The sequence below is a fragment of the Staphylococcus caeli genome, assembly GCF_900097965.1.
GTDB classification, from domain to species: domain Bacteria; phylum Bacillota; class Bacilli; order Staphylococcales; family Staphylococcaceae; genus Staphylococcus; species Staphylococcus caeli.
Map to the genome: position 1 here is coordinate 13,720 of NZ_FMPG01000015.1, position 26,068 is coordinate 39,787.

Below are 26,068 nucleotides of genomic sequence, written 5' to 3' on the forward strand. Positions count from 1 at the left end.
GAGAGAAATGAGCGAAGACAAACTTAGAAGCAATGAAAGTACAAGTAGAAGCATGAATACACCCCCAATGCGAAGGGTAAAAAAGAAGCGATTTAGGAAACTTCCATTTATTATTTTATTTTTAATCATAATCTTGGCAGTTGTTATTGGCTATTCAGTACATGGCTATAACTCGGGTATAAAATATGCTAAAGACCAAGGTAAGACGCTAAAGCAGCACAAGTTTAATGGCGCTGTAAAAAATGACGGTAAAATTACCGTTATGGTCTTAGGTGCCGATAAAGAACAGGGCGGTATTTCTAGAACAGACTCTATTATGATTGCGCAATACGATTATATTCATAAAAAGATGAAAATGATGTCTGTGATGCGTGATATTTATGCTGATATTCCAGGTAATGGTCAACATAAAATTAATTCTGCCTATTCTATTGGTGGACCAGAGTTGTTGAGACAAACATTAAAGAAAAATCTAGGTATTGATCCTGAATATTATGCCATTTTAGATTTTACAGGTTTTGAAAAAATGATAGATGAACTTGAACCTAATGGTGTGCCTATCGATGTTGAAAAAGATATGTCAGAAAATATTGGCGTGTCATTGAAAAAAGGACACCATCGCTTAAACGGTAAAGAGTTACTTGGTTATGCAAGATTTAGACATGATCCAGAAGGTGACTTTGGCCGTGTACGTAGACAACAGCAAGTGATGCAATCACTTAAACAAGAACTCGTAAGTTTAAACACAATTCCAAAATTACCAAGAGTGGCAGGTATCTTAAGAGGTTATTTAAATACGAATATGCCAGATTCTGCACTTATTCAGTCAGGCTTGAATTTTGGTATACGTGGTGATAAAAATGTAGATTCTGTAACGTTACCAGTTAAAGGTTCGTATCAGGATATTCAAACACCTATGGATGGTAGTGCGTTAGAAATTGATAAAGCTAAAAATAAAGAAGAAGTGAAAAAATTCTTAGAGGAATAGATTTTACTTTTACTAAATTTTAAGAGTATGTTACCAGACGGTAGCATACTCTTTTTTTTGTTATATATTTAGCTATAGGTAGTCAATAGTATAGATGTTTAGTACACTTTTTATTTTTATTGATCAGATTTTCTAACGCCAGCTACACCGTAATGAGATTTTTTCATTTCTTCGATAACAACATGAATTGCTTCTTTGTTTGCTCCTGTTGTTTTTTCTACAGCATTTGTTACTTCACTCACCAAATTTTTAAGTTGCTCATCTGAACGACCTTCTAATAATTTTACATTTACGATTGGCATAATTAATTCCTCCTCAAATATTTTAACTATAGTATAGCACGAAGATTCTAAATATTATAAATTTTCAACGATAGAACAAATGTTCTTAAAATAGTTTAAATAGAACAAGTGTTCTTATATAATAAAAGTACTTAAGGGAGGTTAGCTAATATGTATGATTATAATCTAGTGGAAGAAAGGGACATATTGTGTATAGATCAAAAAAGTTTTTTTGCTAGCGTATCCTGTATTCAAAAAGGGCTAGATCCTATGAAGGAAAAGTTAGCGGTTGTTGCAGACACGAAAAGACAAGGTTCAGTAGTGCTAGCCGCTACAGGGCCATTGAAATCATTAGGTGTAAAGACGGGATCTAGATTATTTGAAATACCACATAGAAATGACATATATATTATTAATCCAAGCATGCGAAAATACTTAGAAGTGTCTATCGCAATATCTAAAATTGCATTGCGATACGTTGCACCAGAAGACTTACATCAATATAGCGTAGATGAATTTTTTATGGATGTGACGCATAGTTATCACAGATTTAGTAGTACGGTGCATTCTTTTTGTCAAAAGTTGCAGTATGAGATTAAAGAAGAAACGGGTATTCAATGCTCTATTGGCATAGGCTCCAATATGTTATTAAGTAAAGTAGCGATGGATATAGAAGCTAAAAACACGGAAAGTTTAATAGCAGAATTTCGTTATCAAGATGTTCCAAAAAAACTATGGCCAATACAGCCATTAAGTAAATTTTGGGGAATTAATAGAAAAACTGAGATCAAACTGAATAAGAGAGGTATTTTTACAATTGGAGATTTGGCAAATTATTCTCATCACTATTTAAAAAAAGATTTTGGAATTATAGGTGTTGATTTACACTTACATGCTAACGGAATTGATCAAAGTAAAATAAGTGAGAAGTATAAAGTAACGAATCCATCTATTTGTAAGAGTCAGATTTTAATGCGTGATTATCGTTTTGAAGAATCAAAAATCGTTATGCAAGAATTGATTGAAGATGTAGCAAGTCGTGTTAGAGCAAGAAACCAACTAGCTCGAACAATCCATTTTTCATTTGGTTATAGTGATGAAGGCGGTATAAACAAGCAGTATACATTAGAAGATCCTACTAATTTGGAAAGTCAGATTTTTAAAGTTGTTACGTACTTTGCTGATAAATTATGTGATAGAAGTAAATTATTTCGTACGATCAGCATTTCTCTATCAGGGTTTATAGATGAAAATGATAGACAATTAAATTTATTTATAGATGAATACGAAAGAAAACGAAGTGAAAAATTAGCCAAAACAATCGATGCATTACATCAAAAATTTGGGAGAGGAATTGTATCGAAAGCTTCTTCTTACACGGAAGCAGGTACTAAGCATGGACGTTTAGGACTTATGGCCGGACATAAAATGTAAATTAACTGTCTTAATAAGAAAAAACCAATCGCTATTGATCACGATTGGCCAAAAATAATAAACACTTTAATCAAAATAAGTATCAAAATCACTCAATGCGTCAGCACCATCCTTACGATCTTGAGGGTTTTTAAAGCTGATTCGTAAAGCACCATAAATATCTTCGCGAACTTCTAAAATCCTTAGGTTACTTATAGATATATTATGTAAACTTAGTATATTTGTAACTTTGCTAATCATACCCGGTTTATCCGGGATATCGACATATAGATCATACTCCACAGATAGTGCACCTTGTTGTTTAAGGGGAAGTTGATCACGATATACTTTTGCGTTATTGAAAAAATCATGAAGATCATCAGGGCTGTTGCGTTCAATTAAATCAATAACATCAGCCATTTGTTGTTTCCACTCATTTAAAATCTTTAAAATTGTGTTTTTATTTTCAATGGTTATATCACGCCACATAATAGGGTTACTGCTCGCAATTCTAGTGATATCTCTAAAGCCACCTGAAGCTAACGTTTTAACAAGTGAAGAATCATTAACGTGCTGTGCATTTAAATGAACTAAACTGGAAGCAATGATATGAGGGACATGACTAACAATGCCTGTAACAAAGTCATGTTCTTCTGCAGTTGTAGAAATGAATTTAGCACTTGTTGTTTCTAGTAAATGTTGTACTTCTTCAAATGCTTTGTCATTATCCGGTTCATTATGGACTAAAATGTAAAAGGCATTTTCAAACAAATGTTTTTTTGCATTTAATACGCCAGACTTATGACTACCAGCCATAGGGTGGCCGCCAATCAAATGTATATTATGTTCTAACAGAAAAGCTTCATATTGTTGAATCGTTGATTTTGTACTACCAGTGTCAGTGACAATAACATGTTTTTTTAATTGATAATTAGGTAAATCTTGTAAGTATTTAACTGTTTGTTGGACAGGTGTTGCATAAATGATAATATCTGCATTTTCAATACTTGTTTTATAATCAGTTGATTGGTAATCAATAATACCAATTGATAAGGCTTTGTCCAATTGAGAAGTATCCGCATCATATGCAGTAATTTCGATATCATCATGATAATATCTTAAATTACTCGCCAGACTTCCACCAATTAAGCCTAAACCAACGAAAAGAATTTGTTTCATTAAGCAAACCACCTCTATCTAAATTTTCAGAATAGTAACATTGTATAGTAGCATATACAATTTCGCAATATGAATAAAATTTGCTTTGCAAAATGAAAAGCAATAGAAAATATGTGGTAAAGTAAATATAAAGCAAAATAGTTATAAAAAGACAGGGGATTGGTCAAATTGAATATTAAAAATGTTTTGATTGTAGGGGACTATGAATCTTATTTCAAAAAATATTTGAAAGCATTAAAGCACTATAACTTGAGCTTCAAACTTATAGATGAAATTACAAATAAAGATTTAAAATGGGCAGATGCCTATGTAGGTTTTGAACCAAGCCAGTTATTACAACCATCTGACGTCAATTGGATACATACATTTAACGCAGGTGTAAATAACTATTTGAGCTTAGAAGGATGGGGAAAATCTAATACATTACTTACGAGAACAATTAGTGACTTTGGACAAAAAATGAGTGAATATTGCTTAAGTTATATACTCGCTGATTTGCAAAATCATAAACAACTGCAAGCACAACAAGAAGAAAAAGTTTGGAATCAGCAGGCGCCGCAAGCACTAAGAGATCAAACTGTGACTATATTTGGTACGGGACAAACAGGTCAAAGAATTGCGAAAATATTTTCTACTTTAGGTATGACTGTATATGGAATTTCTAATAGTGGCTCAACTAAGCCATATTTCCAAAAAGTTGAAAAATTAGAAGAAAGCAAAGGATTAATTCAACCATCAAATTATATTATTAGTACATTGCCATTCACAGATAAAACAGAAAAATTATTTAATCAGTCGTTATTCAATTCTTTAAACCAAGCATATTTTATTAATGTTGGACGAGGGCAAGTAGTTGATCTTGAAGCACTTAAAAGAGCATTAGACAATGATAATATTAGACACGCTGTCTTAGATGTATTTGAACCAGAGCCATTGCCAACTACTTCTGATTTATGGAACAGAAAAGATGTTACCATTACACCGCATATTTCTGCGCTCACAGATATAGACGAAGCAATAACATGCTTTTATCAGACGTTAAAAGGAATAGAAAATAATGAGCAATTACAAAATCAGGTAGATTTTGAAAATGGCTATTAAATACGGTAATTTAAGAGGTAAGCATTTATCACAAACTTAAAGTTAAAATCAGGAGAGGATTAAAATGACAGAATCAATTTATAATACGATTCAAGCACTAACAGAAATAAATAGTCCGTCTGGTCATGCTGAAAAAGCAATTGAATATGTAAAAAATGAAGTGGAAGAGTTGGGCTATGCTACGCAATTAACGAATAAAGGTGCATTATTAATCACAGTAAATGGCGATAATGATGAAGCTCAAAAATGTATCACAGCACATGTTGATACACTTGGCGCTATGGTCAAAGAAATTAAAGAAGATGGTCGCTTAGCTTTAGATTTAATTGGTGGTTTTCATTATAACGCAATAGAAGGGGAATATTGTGAAATCGAAACTTCAGCAGGCCAAATATACACAGGTACTATTTGTTTACATGAGACAAGTGTGCACGTATATCGCAATAATAATGATATTGCTAGAAATAGTGAACATATGGAAGTGAGGCTAGACGAAAAAGTTAACTCTAAATCTGACACTGAAAGTTTAGGGATAAATATAGGGGACTTTATAAGTTTTGACCCAAGAACACAACTTACTTCATCTGGATTTATAAAATCACGTCATCTTGATGATAAAGCGAGTGTTGCTATGATTATTGAATTTTTAAAAACAATAAAAAATGAAAAGTTAACCTTACCACATACAACGCAATTTTATATCTCAAATAATGAAGAAATTGGATATGGTGCGAATGCATCAATTTCGCCTAAAATTGTAGAGTTCATCGCCTTTGATATGGGTGCACTTGGAGATGGCCAAGCTTCTGATGAATATACTGTATCAATTTGTGCGAAAGATTCGTCTGGTCCGTATCATAAAGGGTTACGAGAACATCTAGTGAATTTATGTAAATTAAATAATATTCCATATAAAGTTGATATATATCCATACTATAGTTCAGACGCTTCGGCTGCTCTAAAAGCAGGTGCTGATATCAGACACGGATTATTTGGTGCAGGTATCGAATCATCTCATGCTTTAGAACGCACGCATATGGATTCTATCAAAGCAACACAAGCACTACTACATGCATATTGCTTAGCACCCATAACACAAAAATAATAATAGCAATCTGTCAAATTAGTACAGAGGTTTAGTCAAATTAATCGTAGTAAATAGTATTGTGATTTAAAAGAAAGTAAATAATAACTCATAATCAAAATGAAATAAACAAAGCATTGGAGTAAAAAGAAAATGAGAAAGCCGAGTTTAAGAACAGTGCTATTAACTGTGTTTTGGATATTAGTAGTATTGTATGCACTTTATGTTACATTTGCAGATCATAAGTTTGAATATCATCCAATTATATTTCTATTCTTATTTGCTATTGGTGCAAATCTAATTAAGAAAGTTGCACCAAAAGAAAAATATGAAGAACTTCAAAAAAAGAAAAAACAATTATAAAATGCCGTAGTATCAAGTTGTTTCACTTGCTTAATGACATAGGTAAAAACGTGGAATCTAAAAAAATCAAAATTATTTGTTGACAAATATTATTTAACCTAGTACGATTCTTCTTAGTTACTTTACGCAACGAAAGTTGTCATTTGAAAGATAATGTAGCAAATATGTGATGTAGCACAAAGAAAGCTAATGGTTGATGTAAATTAGCACTGCATATTTAGTGAATTGGGCTTTTAAATGTAAAAAAATTAATAAATTTAAAGTGAACAAATTATTTGTTAACTAAGGTGGCACCACGGTAACGCGTCCTTACAGCATGCGTTAGTGTGGTGTTTTTTATATTCAAAATAAGTAGCATATGAAAACAAAATGAAGTAAGTAGTGAAAGGGTAGTTACAGAAAGTTAGTGGTTGATGCAAACTAACACCCACAATACTGAAATTGGGTTTTGTTGGATAACAATTACATAAAATAATGAGTGAGTAGTTAATAAAATTTTCAATTATACTACTAATGATAGGTGGTACCGCGCGTCAGCGTCCTTAACAAAAGTTAAGGATGCTGATTTTTTTATGAGGAGGAAAGTTTAATGAAAGTATGTTATCAAAAATTAAATGCTGAGGTAACTCCGGAGGCACTTGCGAGATTAAGATCCAAGAAAATTATTTTAGAAAGTTCGGACCAGTCAAAAATGAAAGGACGCTATTCAATTGTTGTATTTGATACATATGGTTCAGTCACATTAGACAATGATGAAATGCATTTGAATACACCAGAAGAATCTAGAGTGGAACAAGAGCAACCATATCTAAAAATGAAAGAATTGGTAGACCATTATAGAGCTGATGTAGAAGATGAAACACTAGCACAATTACCATTTATATCTGGATTTTTAGGATCGTGTAGCTTTGATTTAGTAAGACACGAATTCCCAATTTTAAAGCAAATAGATTTGAAGAATCATCCGCAGCATGATGCTAAATTCTATATGGTTGAAGATGTGTATGTATTTGATCATTACAAAGAACATTTATATATTATCGCAACAAATTTATTTTCAAATCATGATGAACAACAATTAGCAATGCGTGTTCAGCAACGTGTCGCTGAATTGCAAAAAATAGATATTTATCCGTCTTATCGCGCACATACTTTGAAACATAAACAGATTCAGTCTAATGTGACAGCAGTCCAATTTATCGATACAGTCAAGAAAATGAAGACATTGATTCAACAAGGGGATATGTTTCAAGTTGTGCCTTCCATTATATATAGCTACAAACATGGATTTGGACAACATATTCAACAGTTATCTTATCAGTTGTACCAAAATTTGAAACGGCAAAATCCGAGCCCATATATGTATTACATGAATATGGATGACGATATTATAGTTGGTAGTTCACCAGAAAGTTTTGTGAAAGTACAGGGACAAACTGTAATGACAAACCCTATAGCGGGAACGATTAAAAGGGGGGTTACAAAAGAGGAAGATGATGCCAATGAAAAAACACTTAGACATGATGAAAAAGAACTCAGTGAACATAGCATGCTTGTAGATTTAGGAAGGAATGATATACACAGAATAAGTGAAACAGGAACTTCAAAAATACAAAAATTAATGTCAATTGAACGTTATGAACATGTTATGCATATTGTAAGTGAAGTTACGGGACAACTGGAGACACAATATTCACCAATGTCAGTAATTGCAAGTTTATTACCAACGGGCACTGTTTCTGGCGCACCTAAACTTAGAGCGATTCAACGTATTTATGAAGCACAACCACAGAAACGTGGTGTATATAGTGGTGGGATAGGATATATCAACTGTAATCATGACTTAGATTTAGCATTAGCCATTCGTACAATGATGATTGATGAGACACATGTTCATGTAGAAGCTGGATGTGGCGTAGTTTATGATTCTATACCTGAAAAGGAATTAGAAGAGACAAAATTGAAAGCCAAAAGCTTATTGGAGGTAACGCCATGATATTAGTCGTTGATAATTATGATTCGTTTACGTATAACCTGGTGGACATCATTAAACAAAAAGAGGTAACCATAGTTAAATATCCGGATGACGCAAGTATTTATGATTTGGAAAATATTGAAGCACTTGTTATATCTCCAGGACCAGGACATCCATTGGACTCACAGCTGTTGATGCAAATAATTGAGCATTATAAAGATAAGCCCATCTTGGGTGTTTGCTTAGGTGCACAAGCATTGACTTGTTATTACGGTGGTAATGTCGTTCAGAGTGATAAAGTCATGCATGGTAAAAAAGATCGCATGCAAGTCATAGAAGAGACAAAATTATACGAAGAAATTCCGGAATATTCTGAAATAATGAGGTATCACTCACTTATTAGTGATTCAAAAATGATGCCTCAAACATTAAAAGTTACTGCGCAAACTTCAGATTGTATTCAATCTTTTGAACATAATGACTATTTACATTTTGGAATTCAATATCATCCAGAATCATTTGCAACTGAATATGGCGAACAAATTATAAATAACTTTTTGAAAATTGTTAAGGAGGTAAGACGTGATGACACTGCAAACACAATTACAACAACATAAAGCACTAAATCAGCAACAGATGAATGAATTTATTAAATTTTTAATTGCCACTGATGTTGATAGAGATTCAAAAATTAAATTACTATCAGCATTTTCCGAAAAAGAAATCACACAAGTTGAATTGACTTATATTTCTAAAAGTTTGATTCATTCCATGTATCAAGTGCAACCATATATTGAAGGAAGTATGTGCGTTTGTGGCACGGGTGGGGATAAATCAAATAGCTTTAACATCTCAACGACGGTTTCTTTTGTCATTGCTAGTGCGGGTATACCTGTCATCAAACATGGAAACAAGAGCGTGACATCATCTTCAGGAAGCACTGACTTACTCAACGCAATGCAAATTAAGACCAGTTCAGTTTCGGAAACAGCTGATGCTATTAAACGTCATAGTTTAGTATTTTTAAGCGCAATAGATACTTATCCAATCATGAAAGAAATACAACCGATTAGAAAGTCACTTAGTCATCCAACTATTTTTAATATTACTGGACCGATGATTAATCCATTCAAATTAGATTATCAAGTCATGGGTGTTTATGAAACTGCTAATTTAGAAAAAATTGCGAGAACATTAGCTGATTTAGGACGTAAAAGAGCCATTGTTGTTCATGGTGCAAATGGTATGGATGAAGCAACATTATCAGGCGACAACATCATTTATGAAGTGAACCAGCGACAAGAACTAACATCATACACATTAAATGCTCAAGATTTGGGATTAGCTTATGCATCAAACGAAGCATTAGTGGGAGGTACACCCGAAGATAATTTAGAAATCACCAAAAATATATTGACTGGTAGAGATAATAGTTCAAAGAAAGATGTGGTCGTACTCAACGCAGGTTTAGCACTATATGTTGCAGAAAAAGTAAACACAATTCAAGCAGGCGTTGATAAAGCCAAACTTTTAATTGAAAGTGGTAAAGCATTGGCTCAGTACAATCAAATGGGAGGTAAACATTATGACTATATTAGATGAAATCGTGTTATATAAGAAAAAATTAATAGAACAAGGGTACTATGCAGATAAATTGCAGTCATTAAAAGAGGTAGATGTGTCTCATAAAATTACTTTTCAAAAGCAGATGCAAGATTCAAATCAATTGGCAGTCATTGCAGAAATTAAATCAAAGAGTCCAACATTAGATCGATTACCAGACAGAGATTTAACACAACAAGTTAAGGACTATGAAGCGCATGGTGCCAATGCAGTTTCAATTTTAACAGATGAACAATATTTCGGTGGAAGTTATGAACGTTTACAAGCATTAACAGTTGAAACAAATCTACCTGTACTGTGTAAGGATTTCGTTATAAATAAAGTTCAAATTGATGTCGCTAAAAAAGCGGGAGCCTCAATAATATTACTCATCGTCAATGTATTAACAGACAAACAATTAAGCGAACTATATCAATATGCTACTAAACTGGGATTAGAGGTGCTTGTCGAAGTACATGATAAAGAAGAATTAGCACGCGCACATCGACTAAAACCTGAAATTATAGGTGTAAATAATAGAGATTTAAAACGATTTGTTACGGATGTATTGCATACGAATCAAATTTTAGAACAAAAAACTGCAGGCTATTATTATATTTCCGAAAGTGGTATACGAAATCAAAATGATGTGGAAAATATAGTGGATTCAGGAATAGATGGTTTACTCATTGGAGAATCATTAATGAAATGTGATGATTTAAGGCAATTTTTACCGAGCTTGAAACTAGAAAAGGTGAAATGATGAAATTAAAATTTTGTGGATTTAAAACAATCGCTGATGTCCAAAAGGCGAACAATTTAAATATCGATGCGATAGGATTTATTCATTACAAAAAAAGTAAACGCTATGTCGATTTACAAACGATTAACCAATTCACAGAGATTATCCCTAACACCATTGAGAAAGTTATTGTGGTCGTTAATCCAGATAGCGATACACTTGATGAAATTATTGAAAGTACAGGTATTACAACAATTCAATTGCATGGTAATGAATCGTCCGCAACAATTCAATATATACGTAAAAAAAGTAAAGGTATCAAAATAATTAAAGCATTACCCGCAACAAATAGATTTGAACTAACTAAGAAAATAGAAAAATATAAACCACTTGTGGATCAATTTATCATTGATACACCATCGCAAGCCTATGGTGGCACAGGACAGTCATATGATTGGCGAATGTTAGATGTGTTAGATGACGTGGACTATTTAGTTGCTGGAGGGATGGATGAGCAGAATATACGGAATATTAAAACCTTATCCCTTAACCACAATGGATATGACATTGCAAGTGGTATAGAAACCAATCAAGAGAAAGATTTAACTAAAATGCATACAATCATTGAGTTAGTAAAAGGAGATTATAAAAATGATGAAAAATATACAAACAGAAGTCGATGAACATGGATTTTTCGGAGCATACGGTGGTCAATATGTACCAGAAACATTAATGCCTGCAATACAAGAACTTAAACAAGCCTATCAAGAAGCAAAAGAAGACCCAGAATTTCAGAAAACGTTAGATAGCTATTTAAAAGAATATGTAGGACGAGCAACACCGCTCACTTATGCAAAGTCGTATACAGAAACTTTAGGTGGTGCAAAAATCTATCTGAAACGTGAAGATTTGAATCATACGGGTGCGCACAAAATAAATAATGCATTAGGGCAAGCATTATTAGCAAAACGTATGGGTAAACGGAAATTAGTGGCCGAAACTGGTGCTGGGCAACATGGTGTTGCCAGTGCTACAGTTGCAGCATTATTCGATATGGAACTCGTAGTATTTATGGGTGAAGAAGATATTAAACGTCAATCACTAAATGTATTTAGAATGGAATTACTTGGTGCTAAAGTCGAAGCAGTAAAAGAGGGACAAGGTACACTATCAGATGCAGTTAACAAAGCATTACAATACTGGGTAAGTCATGTTGAAGATACACACTATTTACTAGGATCTGCTTTAGGTCCAGATCCGTTTCCAACTATTGTGCGTGATTTTCAAAAAATTATAGGTACAGAAATTAAATCACAAGTACAAGAAAAAGAAGGGCGTTTACCAGATGCAATTGTAGCTTGTGTAGGTGGAGGTTCTAATGCAATTGGTACATTTTATCCGTTTATAAATGATGATGTAAAGTTGTATGGCGTTGAAGCAGCGGGGGATGGCATTGAAAGTGATAAACACGCATTGGCAATTAATAAAGGTAAAGAAGGTGTATTACACGGAACAAAAATGTACCTCATTCAAGATGATCATGGGCAAATTCAACTTGCACATTCCATTTCAGCAGGGCTTGATTATCCAGGTGTAGGTCCAGAGCATTCATATTACCACGATATCGGAAGAGTGAAGTATGCAACTGCAAGTGATGAACAAGCCATGGATGCGCTTGTCAGGTTTACAAAAGCAGAAGGTATTATTCCGGCGATAGAGAGTGCGCATGCATTAAGTTACGTAGAAACGTTGGCACCAACGATGGGGAAAGATGAGATTCTCGTAGTAACTGTATCTGGACGTGGTGACAAAGATATGGAAACAATTAGAAATTATATGAAAAAGGATGGTGAATCACATGCATAAACTATTTATTCCTTATGTCATGGGTAATAAGCAATTTATAGAAAATGTAAAAATTTTAAGTGATAATGGTGCAGATATTATAGAAGTAGGTGTGCCGTTTTCAGATCCTGTTGCAGATGGACCTGTGATTATGGAAGCAGGGAACAAGGCGATTCAGGAAGGTGTAACTGTCCAATATATTCTAGATCAATTGACCAAACATCAAAGTGATATAAAAAGTGACTATGTATTAATGACTTACTATAATATTATTAATTTCTATGGTGAGGCTGCATTTTTAAAAGCATGTGAAACAGCGGGTGTCTACGGCTTGATTATTCCTGATCTACCACATGAATTAGTTCAACAATTCAAAGAAAGACATCCTAATCGTAAAGTAAAGATTATTTCATTAATTGCGATGACCACTTCTGAAACACGTGGTAATCAAATAGCTCAAGATGCAGAGGGGTTCATTTATACGGTAACAATGAATGCCACAACAGGAGAGAATGGTCACTTTCATCCAGAATTAAAAGATAGAATAAATAAAATTAAAATGCATGCACGCGTTCCTGTTGTAGCAGGGTTTGGTATTCGCACACCTGATCATGTTAAAGATATTACGAGAGTATCTGATGGTGTCGTAATAGGTAGTGAAATTGTAAAACGATTTGCCGAAGATGAGATGCAAGAGACAGTTACTTATTTACAATCAATTAGAACAGCGCTTAATTAGTTTTCACATGCAATGTGTAATCACTGAATATAAGGGTAAAGACATTATATAAGTATTAATGAAGATAATGTTTTAATTTTTATAAAGAGGTGACTGAAAATGAGTAAAAAAGTCTTAATTATTAATACAAGTAGAAGTCAATATGATGATGGTACGCCAACTGGACTTTGGTTAGAAGAAGCCAGCGAGCCTTATAATATACTAACTGAAGCAGGTATTGATGTAGATTTAGCTTCAATTGAAGGTGGCGAGGTACCGCTTGATCCAAATTCAACACAAAATGATGAGTTAAATAAATATGCTCAATTTGTCGACAAATTAAAACAATTACCAAGTATAGCGGATGTCGATGTGGCACATTATGATGCTGTATATCTACCTGGTGGACACGGTACAGTATTTGATTTCGCACATAATCAACAACTGGCTGAATTGTTAGCAGATTTCAAAGCAGAAGGTAAAGTCATTTCATCAGTTTGTCATGGTCCAAGCGCATTTGTAGGTGCAAAAGACAAGCAAGGGAATTTCTTGATTAATGGTGTTAAATTAACTTCATTTACCGATAATGAAGAACGTACTATGAAGTTAGATAACAAAGTGCCTTTCTTAACACAAACAGAATTAGAAAAACAAGGTGCACAATTTGTAGCTCAGGATAATTTTACAGAGCATGTAGAGACAGATGCTCAATTTATTACTGGGCAAAATCCACAATCAAGCGTAGCTATAGGCAAAGCTTTAAGAGACGCATTATTATAAATGAATCAAACTTTTCAAAACCGGAGTCGCTCATAGACCTCGGTTTTGTTTTTGTATTAAAAATGAATAATTGCTTATGCTTTGTTAAAATAAAAGTAGTGATATAATGAAATAATACATAAGATATAGTTGGTAGCATAAGATATGAGTATTATATGTAGGCTATTGATTTAGTTTTATAAATGAATATTGTATAATAATCAAGGTTAAGAATTAGACTCGAAAAAGAATTATAGATAACTAGGAGTATATAAAATGAAATTTACGAATTTAACTGCAAAAGAGTTTGGAGCATTTACTGATAAAATGCCCAATAGCCATTTCACACAAATGGTAGGGAATTATGAATTGAAAATTGCAGAAGGTACAGAAACACATTTAGTAGGAATCAAAAATAATGACAATGAAGTTATTGCAGCTTGCTTATTAACTGCAGTACCAGTAATGAAATTTTTCAAATATTTTTATACAAATAGAGGACCAGTGATTGATTTTGAAAACAAAGAACTCGTCCATTATTTCTTCAATGAATTATCTAAATATGTAAAAAAACATAATGCATTATATTTACGCGTAGATCCATATCTAGCATATCAATATCGTAATCATGATGGTGAGGTATTAGAAAACGCTGGTCATGATTGGATATTTGATAAAATGAAACAACTTGGTTACAAACATCAAGGATTTTTAACTGGTTTCGATTCAGTAATTCAGATTAGATTTCACTCTGTCTTGGATTTAGCAGGTAAAACAGCTAAAGATGTTCTTAATAGTATGGATAGTTTACGTAAACGCAATACTAAAAAAGTACAAAAAAATGGTGTGAAAGTTAGATTTTTAGGCGAAGATGAATTGCCAATTTTCCGTTCTTTTATGGAAGATACTTCGGAAACGAAAGATTTTGAAGATAGAGACGATGATTTTTACTATAACAGATTAAAATATTATAGAAATCGTGTACTTGTTCCGTTAGCTTATATGGATTTCGATGAGTACATTGAAGAATTAAAAGCTGAACGTGAAGTACTAAGTAAAGATATTAATAAAGCAGTTAAAGAAATAGAGAAAAAACCAGAAAATAAAAAAGCGCATAATAAAAAAGAGAATCTTGAACAACAACTTATTGCAAATCAACAAAAAATTGATGAAGCTACAGCATTGCAGGAAAAACATGGCAATGAATTACCGATATCAGCAGCATATTTCATCATTAATCCATATGAAGTTGTATATTATGCGGGTGGTACGGCCAATGAATTCAGACATTTTGCAGGTAGCTATGCAATTCAATGGAAAATGATTAATTATGCGATAGATCATAATATTGATAGATATAATTTCTATGGTATAAGCGGACATTTCACTGATGATGCAGAAGACGCAGGTGTTGTTAAATTTAAAAAAGGATTTAATGCAGAAGTAGTTGAATATGTGGGAGACTTCATTAAACCAATCAATAAACCAATGTACAAAATTTATACGACATTAAAGCAAATAAAAGATATAAAGAAATAAACTTAATAGAAGGGAACTAAGCGAGAATGAAATTTACAGAGTTAACTGTCAAAGAATATGACAATTTTGTACAAAATCCAGCTTTAGAGAGTCACTATTTTCAAGTAAAAGAAAATATTGCGACAAGAGAAGAAGATGGTTTTCAAGTTGTACTTTTAGGCTTGAAAGATGATGATAATCAAGTGATTGCGGCAAGTCTTTTCTCAAAAATTCCAACAATGGGAAGTTACGTTTATTATTCTAATCGTGGACCAGTCATGGATTATAACGATTTAGGTTTAGTGGATTTTTATTTACGTGAATTAGAAACGTATTTACAACAACATAATTGTTTATATGTGAAAATGGATCCATATTGGATTTATCAAATATACGATAAAGATATTAATCCATTGCCAGACAGTGATAAAAATGATGCACTAGTAAACTTATTTAAATCGCACAAATATATACATCATGGCTTTACGACTAAGTATGATACATCAAGTCAAGTTAGATGGATGGGTGTACTAAACTTAGATGGTGAAACACCAGCTACTTTGAAAAAGCAATTTGATAGCCAAAGAAAACGTAATATAAATAAAGCCATTAATTATGGTGTGAAAGTCAGATTATTGACTAGAGATGAATTTGGAATCTTTTTAGAATTGTATCGCGAAACTGAGGCGCGTACTGGGTTTGTATCTAAAACTGATGAATACTTCTACAATTTTATAGATAACTATGGCGACAAGGCGTTAATACCACTTGCTTATATTGATTTAGATGAATATATTCATCATACGCAAGAAGCCATTAACGAAAAAGAAACGCGTCGTGACCAAATGATGCAAAATGAGAATAAATCAGATAAACAATTGAAAAAAATTGCAGAAATTGATAGACAAATAGAGCATGACAAAAAAGAATTATTGGAAGCTAGCGAATTAAAACAAACAGACGGCGCTATATTAAACTTAGCAGCTGGTGTATACTTCGCTAATGCTTACGAAGTTAACTACTTCTCGGGTGGATCGTCAGAGAAGTATAACCAATATATGGGACCATACATGATGCACTGGTACATGATGAATTATTGTTTTGATCATGGGTATGGACGTTATAATTTCTATGGTCTTTCTGGAGATTTCACGGAAAACAGTGAGGATTATGGCGTATATCGCTTTAAACGTGGATTTAATGTCCAAATTGAAGAATTAATTGGAGATTTTTACAAGCCAATCAAAAAAACTAAATACTGGCTATTTAATACATTGAATAACATTAGAAAAAAAGTTAAAAAATAAAAAAAGATAGCATACTGATTATAATTAACTTCAATCAGTATGCTATCTTTTGTTCTGGAGTTAGTTATATTAGGATGGCTGTCCAATATAACAGTGAACCAAAATGTGGAATATTCTGAGATGTTAAACTTAGTTGCTTTCCACAAATTTATTATAGCATAAAGCACGGTACTGCAATATGCACATATTATAATAATTTTATAGTAAAAATTTAATTTAATATGTTTGTTGATTAGAACACATATAAATAATAGGTACAAAAAACGCTAACTCAATTAAAGTTAGCGTGTTCTTAACAAATTGCGCCCTGCTTTGAAAATTTTTTATAGCAAGTTCTACAAAACTCTAGCTCAAAGCATCGATGAGGTACGTAATTCCAATAATAAAGAATACAATACTCATAAAAACAGCAATAATAATTGCGGCCATAAGTGGATTAAATAAAAGTATAATACCGAAAATAATTTCGACTATATTTAGTAATATTGACAAGGTATGGAATAATTTATTTGATTTTTCAGCTGGTGTAACTGTAAAAATACTAAATATCGCATGGATTATAAACCAAATTGCAAACAAATAAATAATAAATGTAGTGCTTGTTACAACATTAAATAAAATAAAACCGCCAATAATAATATTAATGATACCTAAAATTAATAACATGTTTGAACCGCTTTGACTTGCTTGTTTCATTACACGGCGAACAAATATTTCAATAAAGCCATTAATAATGAATAATAGTCCAATAAGCCAAGTTATTGCAAATAAATTTTCTTCTGGGAAGCTCACAATAAAAACACCAATTATAAGAAAAATAACTCCTATAATTAGGCTTGGCCATTTAATACCGGATGACTGTTGCATAAATTTCACTCCTCATAGATTATCTTAACAGTATATACCCAAAATTGTAAAAAATGAACATACAAGTACTATAGGTGTATATATTTATATTATGTAAACTTATGATATTAGTGTCATTTTAAATAAAGCCACTAAGGAAAAACATTGCTATGTGATTTTTGTAACTAGTTATGTATAACTAGATCTATTATTAATTAAAACAAGACGCTGAGAAGTTGATTTCTGAGCATTAAAAAATCTTTTGTGGATCCAATACCCATATCAATGTAAATAATCTTTTAAGTAAGAACTATCTGCTGTGCAGATGACAAATTAAGTTAAAGATGTATATACATAGAAGTAAATTCCAAATTTATGTATTGATTTATGATTAGATTATTGAACGATAATAAAGCATAGATGCCAAAACTGTTAGTATAACAAAGTGCAAATATAAATAATGAGACAGCTTGAATAAACACACATCAGGTAAGTAAATGTAGATAATGCAAGATTGAATATAACAAACCAAAATATAATAATCATTAAGTAAAAAACGGCTATGTGGAGATAGTTAAACTTTAAGGCGCATTTTAGTTTACATAATATATATTATAGGAAGTTGTATCTATATCGAAAATGGGTACCCTAATTTAGATTAACTAACAAATTTCTGTAATAACTTTTTGACATGACTTTAATCATGACTTTAATTTTGATATTTACTTTTATATTTGATTGCATAATTATATTAATATCAATAATCTTCATTTGTACTAGCTGTACTAATAACTTGTAACTTATTATATTAAGTACATGGCATTATGTGCTTTAATTTATTTACTATTCAACAAGTGGTTCATATAAGCTCAATAAAAAACACTTAATTGTAACAAGTATTGCTACAATTAAGTGTATAGATATTATCTTTGTCTATAATCTTCAATTTCATCTTTAGGAATACCGCCGCGTTTACGAATTTCTTTTCTTTGTTTTTTATCACGACGATTACGTCTCCAGTTACGTGTGAAATACCAAATTAAGAAACTAATAATTAAACTTATTACTGCCATGAACGCTGCAAATCCTAATAATGGCTCATATGTAATATCTTCAAAATTAGGTATTAAGAATGCTGCTATTCCTAAAATAACTAAAGTAAGTACTGCTGGTACAAACCATTTATTTAAGACAAGATTACAAAAAATAGTGACTAAAATAACAGCAACTACAGTAATCCATAAAAAGTTTGGCATATCAAAAATTGTCATGTGTTGCACTCCTTACATTTTAACGTATATATCCAACATACCAGTTATTATACTACATTTTGAAGCGATTTCTTCAAAATTCAGTAGTATCTTTTTATATTAGTTTAGTAAAGTTGGTACGTCAATCTAATATTTAGTTCTGTTCCCTACTTCTTTAATCGATAAACTTACGATTGTCATTTTCCATGGTCATTCATGTATAATTAATAGTGAGTTGATAATTAAAAATATAGGAGTGATTGGATGACTGGAACATTACCATTTAGAAGCGATATAACAAATGATGAAACATGGGATATATCAGATTTATTTTCATCGGATGAGGAATTTTATCAAACGTTAAAAGATACGTTAAAGAATGCACAAGCGTTCAATAAACAATATGAACAACGCTTAAATAATGCTGAAAATATTAATGCTGCATTAAAAGTGTATTCAGAGCTTTTAATTCAAGTGGATCGAATGGCTAATTATGCAGAACTACGTCTGAGTGTAGATACAGCTAATGAGACGGCGCAAACTCTGAGTGCCAAATTCTCTACTACTTATGGAAAAATTGCAAGTGAATTGTCATTTGTCGTATCAGAAATTCTAGCAGTTTCTGACCAAACATTAGCAGAATTAATTCGCACGACTCAATATCCACACTTTTTAACGAAATTAAAAGAAAGTAAACCTTATCAATTAACTCCAGAAGTTGAAAAAGTTTTAGCAAGTTTGTCCCCCACTTTTGAGCATGCATATGATCTATACGGTACAACAAAAATGTTAGATATTCATTTCGAATCATTTAATCATGATGGCAAAGATTATCCTTTAGATTATGCAACATTTGAAAATGAATATGAAGATCATCCAGATCAAGCTTTTAGAACTAAGAGTTTTAAATATTTTAGTGATGCATTACGTAAATATCAACATACAACTGCTGCTACGTATAATATGCAAGTTCAACAAGAGAAAATTGAGGCTGATTTAAGAGGATATGACTCAGTCATTGATTACTTACTACAAGATCAAGAAGTTACACGTGAGATGTTTAATCGCCAAATTGATGTAATTATGAGTGATTTAGCGCCAATTATGCAAAAGTATGCCAAATTACTCAAACGTGTACACGGACTTGAAGTCATGGGATTTGAAGATTTAAAAGTTTCCATAGATCCTGAGTATGAACCAGAGATATCTATAGAGGAATCAAAAAAATATATTTTTGGTGCACTCAACGTACTTGGTGACGATTACTTAGAAATGGTTGAAAGTGCTTATAATGATAGATGGATTGATTTTGCGCAAAATAAAGGCAAAGACACAGGTGCGTATTGTGCAAGCCCATACGCTTCACATTCTTATGTGTTTATATCTTGGACTGGCAAAATGGCAGAAACATTTGTATTAGCACATGAATTAGGACATGCTGGTCACTTTACATTGGCACAAGCACACCAAAACTATTTAGAATCTGAAGCGTCAATGTACTTTGTAGAAGCACCATCAACAATGAATGAAATGCTAATGTCAAATTACTTATTTAAAAATAGCGATGATCCAAAGTTTAAACGTTGGGTAATCGGTTCTATTATATCTAGAACTTACTTCCATAATATGGTAACGCACTTATTAGAAGCAGCATATCAAAGAGAAGTTTACAACAAGGTGGATCAAGGTGAATCATTAACGGCACCAGTCTTAAATCAAATTATGCGCGATGTATATGGTCAGTTCTTTGGCGATAGCGTCAAACTTACTGAAGGCACTGAATTGACATGGATGCGTAAACCACACTATTATATGGGATTATACTCATACACATATTCAGCTGGGTTAACAATTGGTACAGTGATGTCTCAACGTATCCAAAATGAAGGTCAACCAGCTGTAGATGCATGGCTAGATACATTAAAGGCTGGTGGCAGTAAATCACCAGTTGAATTGGCAGATATTGCTGGCATTGATATTCGAACAGATGCTCCGTTGAAATCAACGATTGGTTATATTGGCAGTCTAGTCGATGAATTAGAAAAACTGACAGATGAAATTGATAATGCATAATTTACACATATAAAACATAAAAGAGCACACTACGTTATGAACTTTATATCATAAGTAGTGTGCTGCTTTTTATATTACTTCGTATACGACTCGTAGCGTTCTCCTGTAATATAAAAATAAATATTTTCAGCTATATTAGTGATATGATCGCCGATACGCTCTAAATGACGTGCAGCCAAATGTGCTTGTCCAGCAACAAAAGGATCATTATCAATTAAGTACGTTGTATTGACGATATTCTTATATAAATCATCAATATCCTTATCTCTTTCAATAATTTCTGTAATTAAAGTTAAATCATCATTTCGTACAGCATTATTTAAATCTTTCAACATGAGTAATGCTAATTTACCCATCGTATTTAATCGCGTCAGTACATAATTATCGATGATTTTTGCTCTGAGTCTTATTTTAGCTATGCTAGCTGCATTATCACCAATACGTTCAAAGTCGGAGGCAATCTTGAGCGCTGCCATCATTAACCTTAAATCAGTTGCAATCGGTTGTTGTTTTGTAATTAGCAGGATTACTTTTTCATTTATTTCAGATTCTAAAGCATTGACTTCTTTATCCTTGGCTATGGATTGACGTGCGTAATTACGATCTTCTTCGCTTAATGACATTAATGCAAAGTCAATATTATGATATACATGAAGACCAAGTCGACGTAAATCTTTAATTAAACCGTCGAGTTGGCCTTCATATTTTTGTCTAATTATCGCCATTTATTAACCGAATCTACCAGAAATGTAATCTTCTGTTTGTTTATCAGAAGGATTTGAGAAGATCTTATCTGTATCATCGTATTCATTTACATAGCCATTTAAGAAGAATGCAGTTTTATCAGATACACGTGCTGCTTGTTGCATATTGTGTGTCACGATAATAATTGAATATTTTTCTTTTAATTCTTGTACTAATTCTTCCACTTTTAATGTAGAAATTGGATCAAGTGCAGATGTTGGTTCATCCATTAAGATTACATCTGGTTCGATCGCAAGTGTACGAGCGATACATACACGTTGTTGTTGACCACCTGATAAGCTGTAAGCATTTGTATCTAAACGGTCTTTCAATTCATCCCAAATTGCAGCGCCACGTAATGATTTTTCAACAATTTCATCTAAAACTTTTTTGTTTTTAATGCCATGAATTTTTGGTCCATAAGTGATATTATCATAAATTGATTTAGGGAATGGATTAGGTTGTTGGAATACCATTCCTACATTTGTTCTTAATTTTTCAACAGAATGTTTATCATCAAAGATATTGTTATCACGGTATAAAATTTTACCAGCAGTTTTAACAGATGGTACAAGTTCTACCATGCGGTTTAAGGTTTTGATATATGTTGATTTACCACAACCTGATGGTCCAATAATTGCAGTAACGTTATTTTCTAAAATATCTAAATTGATGTTTTTAAGCGCGTGATTTTCACCATACCATAAATCTAAATTTTTAGTAGAATACACAATTTTCTTTTCACTATCAGGAATTTTGTTCTCTGAATGTGTTGGTTCAATTGTAGAAATTGGTGTATCGTTGCGGTCTGTATGTGCTTGCAATTCATCTTTAGTATCTGTAATTTGTTTGTTCGCCATAATTAAAACTCCTTTTTATAGAAGGCTAGTCCTCAATAAAAGAATTATTGAGTTATTCCCCATCGACTAGCCTTATTTGAATACTGCTTTATTTGAAAACTGTTTAGAATTTTTTGCTGTATTTGTTTCTTAAGAAAATTGCCACTGCGTTCATCAATAATAGGATTACTAACAATACGATAATACCTGCTGATGCAACGTTTTGGAATTCTGCTTGTGGTAATTTTGCCCAGTTGTATATTGCCATTGGTAATGCTTGGAACTGATCGAATATACTTGAAGGTAATTGTAATAATACCGTTGGAATACCTACTAAAATTAATGGTGCTGTCTCACCTAATGCACGTGATAATGCAAGGATGAAACCAGTTAAAATACCAGGTATTGCAGCTGGTAGTACGACACGACGTATTGTTTGCCATTTATTACCACCTAATCCATATGAAGCTTCTCTTACTGAATTTGGCACAGCTCTAATTGCTTCTTGGCTTGCAACTATAATTACTGGCAAGATAAGTAATGACATGGTTAATGCAGCTGCTATTACAGAATTGCCAAGTGATAGTGCTTCGATACCCATACCTCTAACAAATATTGTTAAACCGAGTAAACCGAATACAACTGAAGGGACACCTGCTAAATTTGAAATACTTACTTTGATAAAGCTCGTAAATGCATTGTTTTTAGCATATTCTTCTAGGTAAATTGCTGTACCTACACCTAAAATAATTGAGATAGGTATAATCGTAATCATTAACCAAACTGTACCGATGAGTGCACCTTTAACACCAGCCATTGATGGCGTAGATGATGAAAAGTTTGTAAAGAATGAAGGTGTCAAATGTCCAGCACCTTTAATAAGCGTATCAATAATCAACGCTGCTAATACAATTAAACCAATCATCGTACAAGCGAAAAATGCCCACTTATTAAATTTATCCGTCGATAATCTTCCAGAGAGTTTTTTTTCAACGGTTTTTTGATCGACAAGTACTTTGCTATTATTTGTTTCAGCCATATTAATACTCCTCTCTGAAGCGTTTCGTAATCCAATGAGATAGTAAATTCATGATTAATGTAAAGATGAATAATGTGAAACCTACAGCATACATACTGTAATAAACATCTGTACCAAAACCGGCATCACCAGTAGCTACTTGAACAATGTAACCTGTCATTGTTTGAATGGAACCAGTTAAGTCAAGTGAAGCAGATGGTGTACTTCCGGCTGCTAATGATACGATCATTGTTTCACCGATAGCACGAGAGATTGCCAATACGATTGATGCCATTACACCTGAAGTTGCTGCGGGTAATACAACCTTGGTAGCTACTTCAAATTTTGTTGCGCCAAGTCCTAATGCACCTTCGCGCATTTTATTTGGAACAGAAGACATAGCATCTTCACTCATACTTGAAATTAAAGGTATAATCATTATACCTACGACAATACCAGGACTGATTGAGTTAAAACTACCAAGATCAGGAAATATAGAACGTAATAGTGGTGTTACAAATGTAAGTGCAAAGAAACCAAATACAATTGTAGGGATACCAGATAATATTTCGAGAATTGGTTTGATAATACTTCTTGCTCTGCTTGATGCATATTCACTTAAGTAAAGTGCAGCGCCTAATCCAAGTGGCACAGCTACAATTGTTGCAATGACCGTGATTTTTAAAGTACCAATAATCAACGCCCAAATACCAAATTTAGGTTGTCCTGAGAATGGATTCCATTCTGTAGTTAAGAAAAAGTCTGCAAACGATATTCGAGTGAAAAATGTTATTGTTTCAGTAAGTAACGTCACGATAATACCAATAGTTGCTAATATAGAAAATATTGCAATAAGTCCTAAGATTACAGGTGCAATTTTATCACTTGTACCATTTTTTTTAGCATTATTTTTAGCTATCATTTCACTTACGGAGAGGTTATTATTCGCCATTTGAATTCCTTCCTTCTTGTAAACTCCCAATTATTTAAAAAAGTTGGGACTGGAATTTCAGAGACAAAGTATTTAACAATCTTACTTTGTTCCCCAATTCCAGAATCCCAACCCTAAGCTATATTGCTATTATTTACTTTCTTTTTTATCTTCTTTTTTGCTGTCTTTACCAATAATATCTTTTAGTTTAGATTGTTGTTCAGTGTAGTCTTTCTTAGGTAATGCAACGAATCCAGCGTCATTAGCTGATTTACCTTTGTCTTCAAGAACAAATTTCATGAAGTCTTGGAATCCTTTATTATCTTTTAGTTTTTTCTCATTAGTATAGATGAATAAAGGTCTGCTTAGAGCATATGAACCATCTTGGATTGTTTTCTTAGTTGGTTCAGTTGTTTTCCCTTTATCGTCTTTAATTTTAACTTCTTTTAATTTGTCTTTATTTTGTACGTAGAAGTTGTAACCGAAGTAACCGATACCTTCTTTGTTTTTCTGTACTGATTGTACAATTACATTTGTATCAGCATTTTTCTCTGCTTTGATATCACCTTTGTCCATTACTTCTTCAGTGAAGAAATCGTAAGTACCGTGTGCTTGGTCAGGTGAGAATGCTTTGATTTCTTTAGAAGGCCATTTTGGATTTACGTCCTTCCAAGTCTTAGCTTTACCTGAATAAATTTCTTTAAGCTGTTCTTTAGACAATTCGTCAACGAAATCATTGTCTTTGCTGACAGCAATTGTCACACCATCTTGAGCAATTTTGAACTCGTCATATTTAATACCTTTGTCGTCTAATTTTTTCTTCTCTTCATCTTTTATTGGTCTAGATGCATTTGAAAAATCAGTGCTACCTGAGATGAATTTTTCAAAACCGCCACCAGTACCTGCAGTACCGTTTGATACAGTTACATCTTTGTTATCTTGAGCAAATTTTTCGTTAAGTTTTTCAATGATTGGACCTACTGTTGATGAACCATCGCCTTTTACTTCTCCTCCGTCTTTACCTGAATCAGAGTTGCCGCCACCGCAAGCACCTAATAAAAGTGAAGCACCAATTGCTGTAGTACCAAATAATTGCCATTTTTTCATTGAAACATCCTCCTAGTAAATAAATAACCCAAAAAGTTATATGTATTTCTTACAGTTTCTATACTACACACCTTTTATTAATTACAAATATAGTTAATGTAAATGTTTTGTTAAGATGCGCTTGAAATACTCTAGGACGTTGATATGAATGTATTGGATTGTTGTATTAGACGCAAAATCTCTATATTTTGTTAAAAGTGTTTTTATTTGTAGTATGCGTTGAAAAAACATTAGCGATCTATAAATAAAGGCTGTACACTTTTAACGGTTGGTGAGTAAAATCATCAATCGTTTTTTTATGTTTGAATACAAAAAAAGCACAAATATCTCTATAATTATAAGCGACGAAACCATAATTAAGGAGAGATATCTGTGCCGTATACTT

General features: G+C 32.6%; 25 protein-coding genes. 16 read left to right on the top strand and 9 right to left on the bottom strand.

The genetic code is table 11. The features are described from left to right. The first annotated feature begins 7 nt into the window (after window positions 1-7). On the top strand, window positions 8-988 hold the full coding sequence (locus tag BJS11_RS11490) for an LCP family protein (RefSeq protein WP_069996438.1): 981 nt from the start codon (window positions 8-10) through the stop codon (window positions 986-988). A gap of 116 nt (window positions 989-1,104) precedes the next feature. On the opposite strand, the gene thmT is transcribed toward BJS11_RS11490, so the two are convergent. Next, window positions 1,105-1,290: a 2-hydroxymuconate tautomerase gene (thmT, locus tag BJS11_RS11495; protein ID WP_069996439.1), complete on the bottom strand. Its 186-nt coding sequence runs from the start codon at window positions 1,288-1,290 to the stop codon at window positions 1,105-1,107. A 150-nt stretch (window positions 1,291-1,440) separates the two neighbouring features. On the opposite strand from thmT, the gene BJS11_RS11500 reads away from it, so the two are divergent. Beyond that, window positions 1,441-2,703, top strand: a complete 1,263-nt coding sequence (locus BJS11_RS11500; RefSeq protein ID WP_069996440.1) for a Y-family DNA polymerase — start codon at window positions 1,441-1,443, stop codon at window positions 2,701-2,703. Window positions 2,704-2,769: 66 nt separating this feature from the next. On the opposite strand, the gene BJS11_RS11505 is transcribed toward BJS11_RS11500, so the two are convergent. Next, on the bottom strand, window positions 2,770-3,861 hold the full coding sequence (locus tag BJS11_RS11505; RefSeq protein WP_069996441.1) for a prephenate dehydrogenase: 1,092 nt from the start codon (window positions 3,859-3,861) through the stop codon (window positions 2,770-2,772). Between the two features lie 168 nt (window positions 3,862-4,029). Here BJS11_RS11505 and BJS11_RS11510 point away from each other — a divergent pair, with 168 nt between their 5' ends. From BJS11_RS11510 to BJS11_RS11570, 13 genes are all read left to right on the top strand, one after another. Next, a complete protein-coding gene (locus BJS11_RS11510; RefSeq protein WP_069996442.1) occupies window positions 4,030-4,962 on the top strand; it encodes a D-2-hydroxyacid dehydrogenase in 933 nt (310 codons plus the stop codon). Between the two features lie 64 nt (window positions 4,963-5,026). Further along, complete coding sequence (locus BJS11_RS11515; RefSeq protein WP_069996443.1) at window positions 5,027-6,067, top strand: M42 family metallopeptidase; 1,041 nt, start codon at window positions 5,027-5,029, stop codon at window positions 6,065-6,067. A 132-nt stretch (window positions 6,068-6,199) separates the two neighbouring features. Further along, the gene (locus BJS11_RS11520; protein ID WP_069996444.1) at window positions 6,200-6,409 is read left to right on the top strand and encodes a hypothetical protein; all 210 of its coding nucleotides are present in this window, start codon (window positions 6,200-6,202) and stop codon (window positions 6,407-6,409) included. Between the two features lie 589 nt (window positions 6,410-6,998). Beyond that, window positions 6,999-8,405, top strand: coding sequence for an anthranilate synthase component I (locus BJS11_RS11525; RefSeq protein ID WP_069996445.1), 1,407 nt, complete (start codon window positions 6,999-7,001; stop codon window positions 8,403-8,405). After that, window positions 8,402-9,001, top strand: coding sequence for an anthranilate synthase component II (locus BJS11_RS11530; RefSeq protein ID WP_069996446.1), 600 nt, complete (start codon window positions 8,402-8,404; stop codon window positions 8,999-9,001). The genes BJS11_RS11525 and BJS11_RS11530 overlap by 4 nt, the downstream gene beginning before the upstream one ends. Further along, on the top strand, window positions 8,970-9,986 hold the full coding sequence (gene trpD, locus BJS11_RS11535) for an anthranilate phosphoribosyltransferase (protein ID WP_069996447.1): 1,017 nt from the start codon (window positions 8,970-8,972) through the stop codon (window positions 9,984-9,986). The genes BJS11_RS11530 and trpD overlap by 32 nt, the downstream gene beginning before the upstream one ends. After that, window positions 9,970-10,749: an indole-3-glycerol phosphate synthase TrpC gene (trpC, locus tag BJS11_RS11540; RefSeq protein WP_069996448.1), complete on the top strand. Its 780-nt coding sequence runs from the start codon at window positions 9,970-9,972 to the stop codon at window positions 10,747-10,749. The genes trpD and trpC overlap by 17 nt, the downstream gene beginning before the upstream one ends. Beyond that, complete coding sequence (locus BJS11_RS11545; protein ID WP_245167178.1) at window positions 10,746-11,411, top strand: phosphoribosylanthranilate isomerase; 666 nt, start codon at window positions 10,746-10,748, stop codon at window positions 11,409-11,411. The genes trpC and BJS11_RS11545 overlap by 4 nt, the downstream gene beginning before the upstream one ends. Then, on the top strand, window positions 11,380-12,594 hold the full coding sequence (trpB, locus tag BJS11_RS11550; protein ID WP_069996450.1) for a tryptophan synthase subunit beta: 1,215 nt from the start codon (window positions 11,380-11,382) through the stop codon (window positions 12,592-12,594). Before BJS11_RS11545 ends, trpB begins: the two co-directional genes overlap by 32 nt. Further along, the gene (gene trpA / locus BJS11_RS11555) at window positions 12,587-13,312 is read left to right on the top strand and encodes a tryptophan synthase subunit alpha (RefSeq protein WP_069996451.1); all 726 of its coding nucleotides are present in this window, start codon (window positions 12,587-12,589) and stop codon (window positions 13,310-13,312) included. The genes trpB and trpA overlap by 8 nt, the downstream gene beginning before the upstream one ends. 99 nt (window positions 13,313-13,411) lie before the next feature. Then, complete coding sequence (locus tag BJS11_RS11560) at window positions 13,412-14,071, top strand: type 1 glutamine amidotransferase domain-containing protein (RefSeq protein WP_069996452.1); 660 nt, start codon at window positions 13,412-13,414, stop codon at window positions 14,069-14,071. A gap of 255 nt (window positions 14,072-14,326) precedes the next feature. Beyond that, on the top strand, window positions 14,327-15,589 hold the full coding sequence (locus BJS11_RS11565) for an aminoacyltransferase (RefSeq protein WP_070014099.1): 1,263 nt from the start codon (window positions 14,327-14,329) through the stop codon (window positions 15,587-15,589). A 26-nt stretch (window positions 15,590-15,615) separates the two neighbouring features. Next, the gene (locus BJS11_RS11570; RefSeq protein WP_069996706.1) at window positions 15,616-16,875 is read left to right on the top strand and encodes an aminoacyltransferase; all 1,260 of its coding nucleotides are present in this window, start codon (window positions 15,616-15,618) and stop codon (window positions 16,873-16,875) included. 345 nt (window positions 16,876-17,220) lie between these two features. Here the strand turns inward: BJS11_RS11570 and BJS11_RS11575 are convergent, their stop codons facing one another. Together BJS11_RS11575 and BJS11_RS11580 are read right to left on the bottom strand one after the other, a co-directional pair. After that, on the bottom strand, window positions 17,221-17,742 hold the full coding sequence (locus tag BJS11_RS11575) for an HdeD family acid-resistance protein (RefSeq protein ID WP_070014100.1): 522 nt from the start codon (window positions 17,740-17,742) through the stop codon (window positions 17,221-17,223). Between the two features lie 902 nt (window positions 17,743-18,644). After that, on the bottom strand, window positions 18,645-18,992 hold the full coding sequence (locus tag BJS11_RS11580; RefSeq protein WP_069996707.1) for a hypothetical protein: 348 nt from the start codon (window positions 18,990-18,992) through the stop codon (window positions 18,645-18,647). A 243-nt stretch (window positions 18,993-19,235) separates the two neighbouring features. Between BJS11_RS11580 and pepF the strand changes: the two genes are divergently transcribed. Further along, complete coding sequence (gene pepF / locus BJS11_RS11585; protein WP_069996708.1) at window positions 19,236-21,044, top strand: oligoendopeptidase F; 1,809 nt, start codon at window positions 19,236-19,238, stop codon at window positions 21,042-21,044. Window positions 21,045-21,118: 74 nt separating this feature from the next. Here the strand turns inward: pepF and phoU are convergent, their stop codons facing one another. From phoU to BJS11_RS11610, 5 genes are all read right to left on the bottom strand, one after another. Then, window positions 21,119-21,769: a phosphate signaling complex protein PhoU gene (gene phoU, locus BJS11_RS11590; protein ID WP_069996709.1), complete on the bottom strand. Its 651-nt coding sequence runs from the start codon at window positions 21,767-21,769 to the stop codon at window positions 21,119-21,121. A gap of 3 nt (window positions 21,770-21,772) precedes the next feature. Next, window positions 21,773-22,648, bottom strand: a complete 876-nt coding sequence (gene pstB, locus BJS11_RS11595) for a phosphate ABC transporter ATP-binding protein PstB (protein ID WP_069996710.1) — start codon at window positions 22,646-22,648, stop codon at window positions 21,773-21,775. A gap of 103 nt (window positions 22,649-22,751) precedes the next feature. Beyond that, window positions 22,752-23,666, bottom strand: a complete 915-nt coding sequence (pstA, locus tag BJS11_RS11600) for a phosphate ABC transporter permease PstA (RefSeq protein WP_069996711.1) — start codon at window positions 23,664-23,666, stop codon at window positions 22,752-22,754. Between the two features lies 1 nt (window position 23,667). Further along, window positions 23,668-24,597, bottom strand: a complete 930-nt coding sequence (pstC, locus tag BJS11_RS11605; protein ID WP_069996733.1) for a phosphate ABC transporter permease subunit PstC — start codon at window positions 24,595-24,597, stop codon at window positions 23,668-23,670. A gap of 129 nt (window positions 24,598-24,726) precedes the next feature. Further along, window positions 24,727-25,683, bottom strand: coding sequence for a PstS family phosphate ABC transporter substrate-binding protein (locus BJS11_RS11610; protein WP_069996734.1), 957 nt, complete (start codon window positions 25,681-25,683; stop codon window positions 24,727-24,729). Between the last annotated feature and the right edge of the window lie 385 nt (window positions 25,684-26,068).

Coding starts and splice junctions, on each gene's coding strand:
- BJS11_RS11520 (WP_069996444.1), top strand. CDS start 6,200: ATGAGAAAGCCGAGTTTAAGAACAGTGCTATTAACTGTGTTTTGGATA.
- BJS11_RS11580 (WP_069996707.1), bottom strand. CDS start 18,992: ATGACAATTTTTGATATGCCAAACTTTTTATGGATTACTGTAGTTGCT.
- pstB (WP_069996710.1), bottom strand. CDS start 22,648: ATGGCGAACAAACAAATTACAGATACTAAAGATGAATTGCAAGCACAT.
- BJS11_RS11505 (WP_069996441.1), bottom strand. CDS start 3,861: ATGAAACAAATTCTTTTCGTTGGTTTAGGCTTAATTGGTGGAAGTCTG.
- trpB (WP_069996450.1), top strand. CDS start 11,380: ATGATGAAAAATATACAAACAGAAGTCGATGAACATGGATTTTTCGGA.
- pepF (WP_069996708.1), top strand. CDS start 19,236: ATGACTGGAACATTACCATTTAGAAGCGATATAACAAATGATGAAACA.
- BJS11_RS11575 (WP_070014100.1), bottom strand. CDS start 17,742: ATGCAACAGTCATCCGGTATTAAATGGCCAAGCCTAATTATAGGAGTT.
- BJS11_RS11530 (WP_069996446.1), top strand. CDS start 8,402: ATGATATTAGTCGTTGATAATTATGATTCGTTTACGTATAACCTGGTG.
- phoU (WP_069996709.1), bottom strand. CDS start 21,769: ATGGCGATAATTAGACAAAAATATGAAGGCCAACTCGACGGTTTAATT.
- BJS11_RS11515 (WP_069996443.1), top strand. CDS start 5,027: ATGACAGAATCAATTTATAATACGATTCAAGCACTAACAGAAATAAAT.
- trpC (WP_069996448.1), top strand. CDS start 9,970: ATGACTATATTAGATGAAATCGTGTTATATAAGAAAAAATTAATAGAA.
- trpA (WP_069996451.1), top strand. CDS start 12,587: ATGCATAAACTATTTATTCCTTATGTCATGGGTAATAAGCAATTTATA.
- BJS11_RS11610 (WP_069996734.1), bottom strand. CDS start 25,683: ATGAAAAAATGGCAATTATTTGGTACTACAGCAATTGGTGCTTCACTT.
- BJS11_RS11545 (WP_245167178.1), top strand. CDS start 10,746: ATGATGAAATTAAAATTTTGTGGATTTAAAACAATCGCTGATGTCCAA.
- BJS11_RS11525 (WP_069996445.1), top strand. CDS start 6,999: ATGAAAGTATGTTATCAAAAATTAAATGCTGAGGTAACTCCGGAGGCA.
- trpD (WP_069996447.1), top strand. CDS start 8,970: ATGACACTGCAAACACAATTACAACAACATAAAGCACTAAATCAGCAA.
- BJS11_RS11565 (WP_070014099.1), top strand. CDS start 14,327: ATGAAATTTACGAATTTAACTGCAAAAGAGTTTGGAGCATTTACTGAT.
- pstC (WP_069996733.1), bottom strand. CDS start 24,597: ATGGCGAATAATAACCTCTCCGTAAGTGAAATGATAGCTAAAAATAAT.
- BJS11_RS11560 (WP_069996452.1), top strand. CDS start 13,412: ATGAGTAAAAAAGTCTTAATTATTAATACAAGTAGAAGTCAATATGAT.
- BJS11_RS11500 (WP_069996440.1), top strand. CDS start 1,441: ATGTATGATTATAATCTAGTGGAAGAAAGGGACATATTGTGTATAGAT.
- BJS11_RS11490 (WP_069996438.1), top strand. CDS start 8: ATGAGCGAAGACAAACTTAGAAGCAATGAAAGTACAAGTAGAAGCATG.
- BJS11_RS11570 (WP_069996706.1), top strand. CDS start 15,616: ATGAAATTTACAGAGTTAACTGTCAAAGAATATGACAATTTTGTACAA.
- pstA (WP_069996711.1), bottom strand. CDS start 23,666: ATGGCTGAAACAAATAATAGCAAAGTACTTGTCGATCAAAAAACCGTT.
- thmT (WP_069996439.1), bottom strand. CDS start 1,290: ATGCCAATCGTAAATGTAAAATTATTAGAAGGTCGTTCAGATGAGCAA.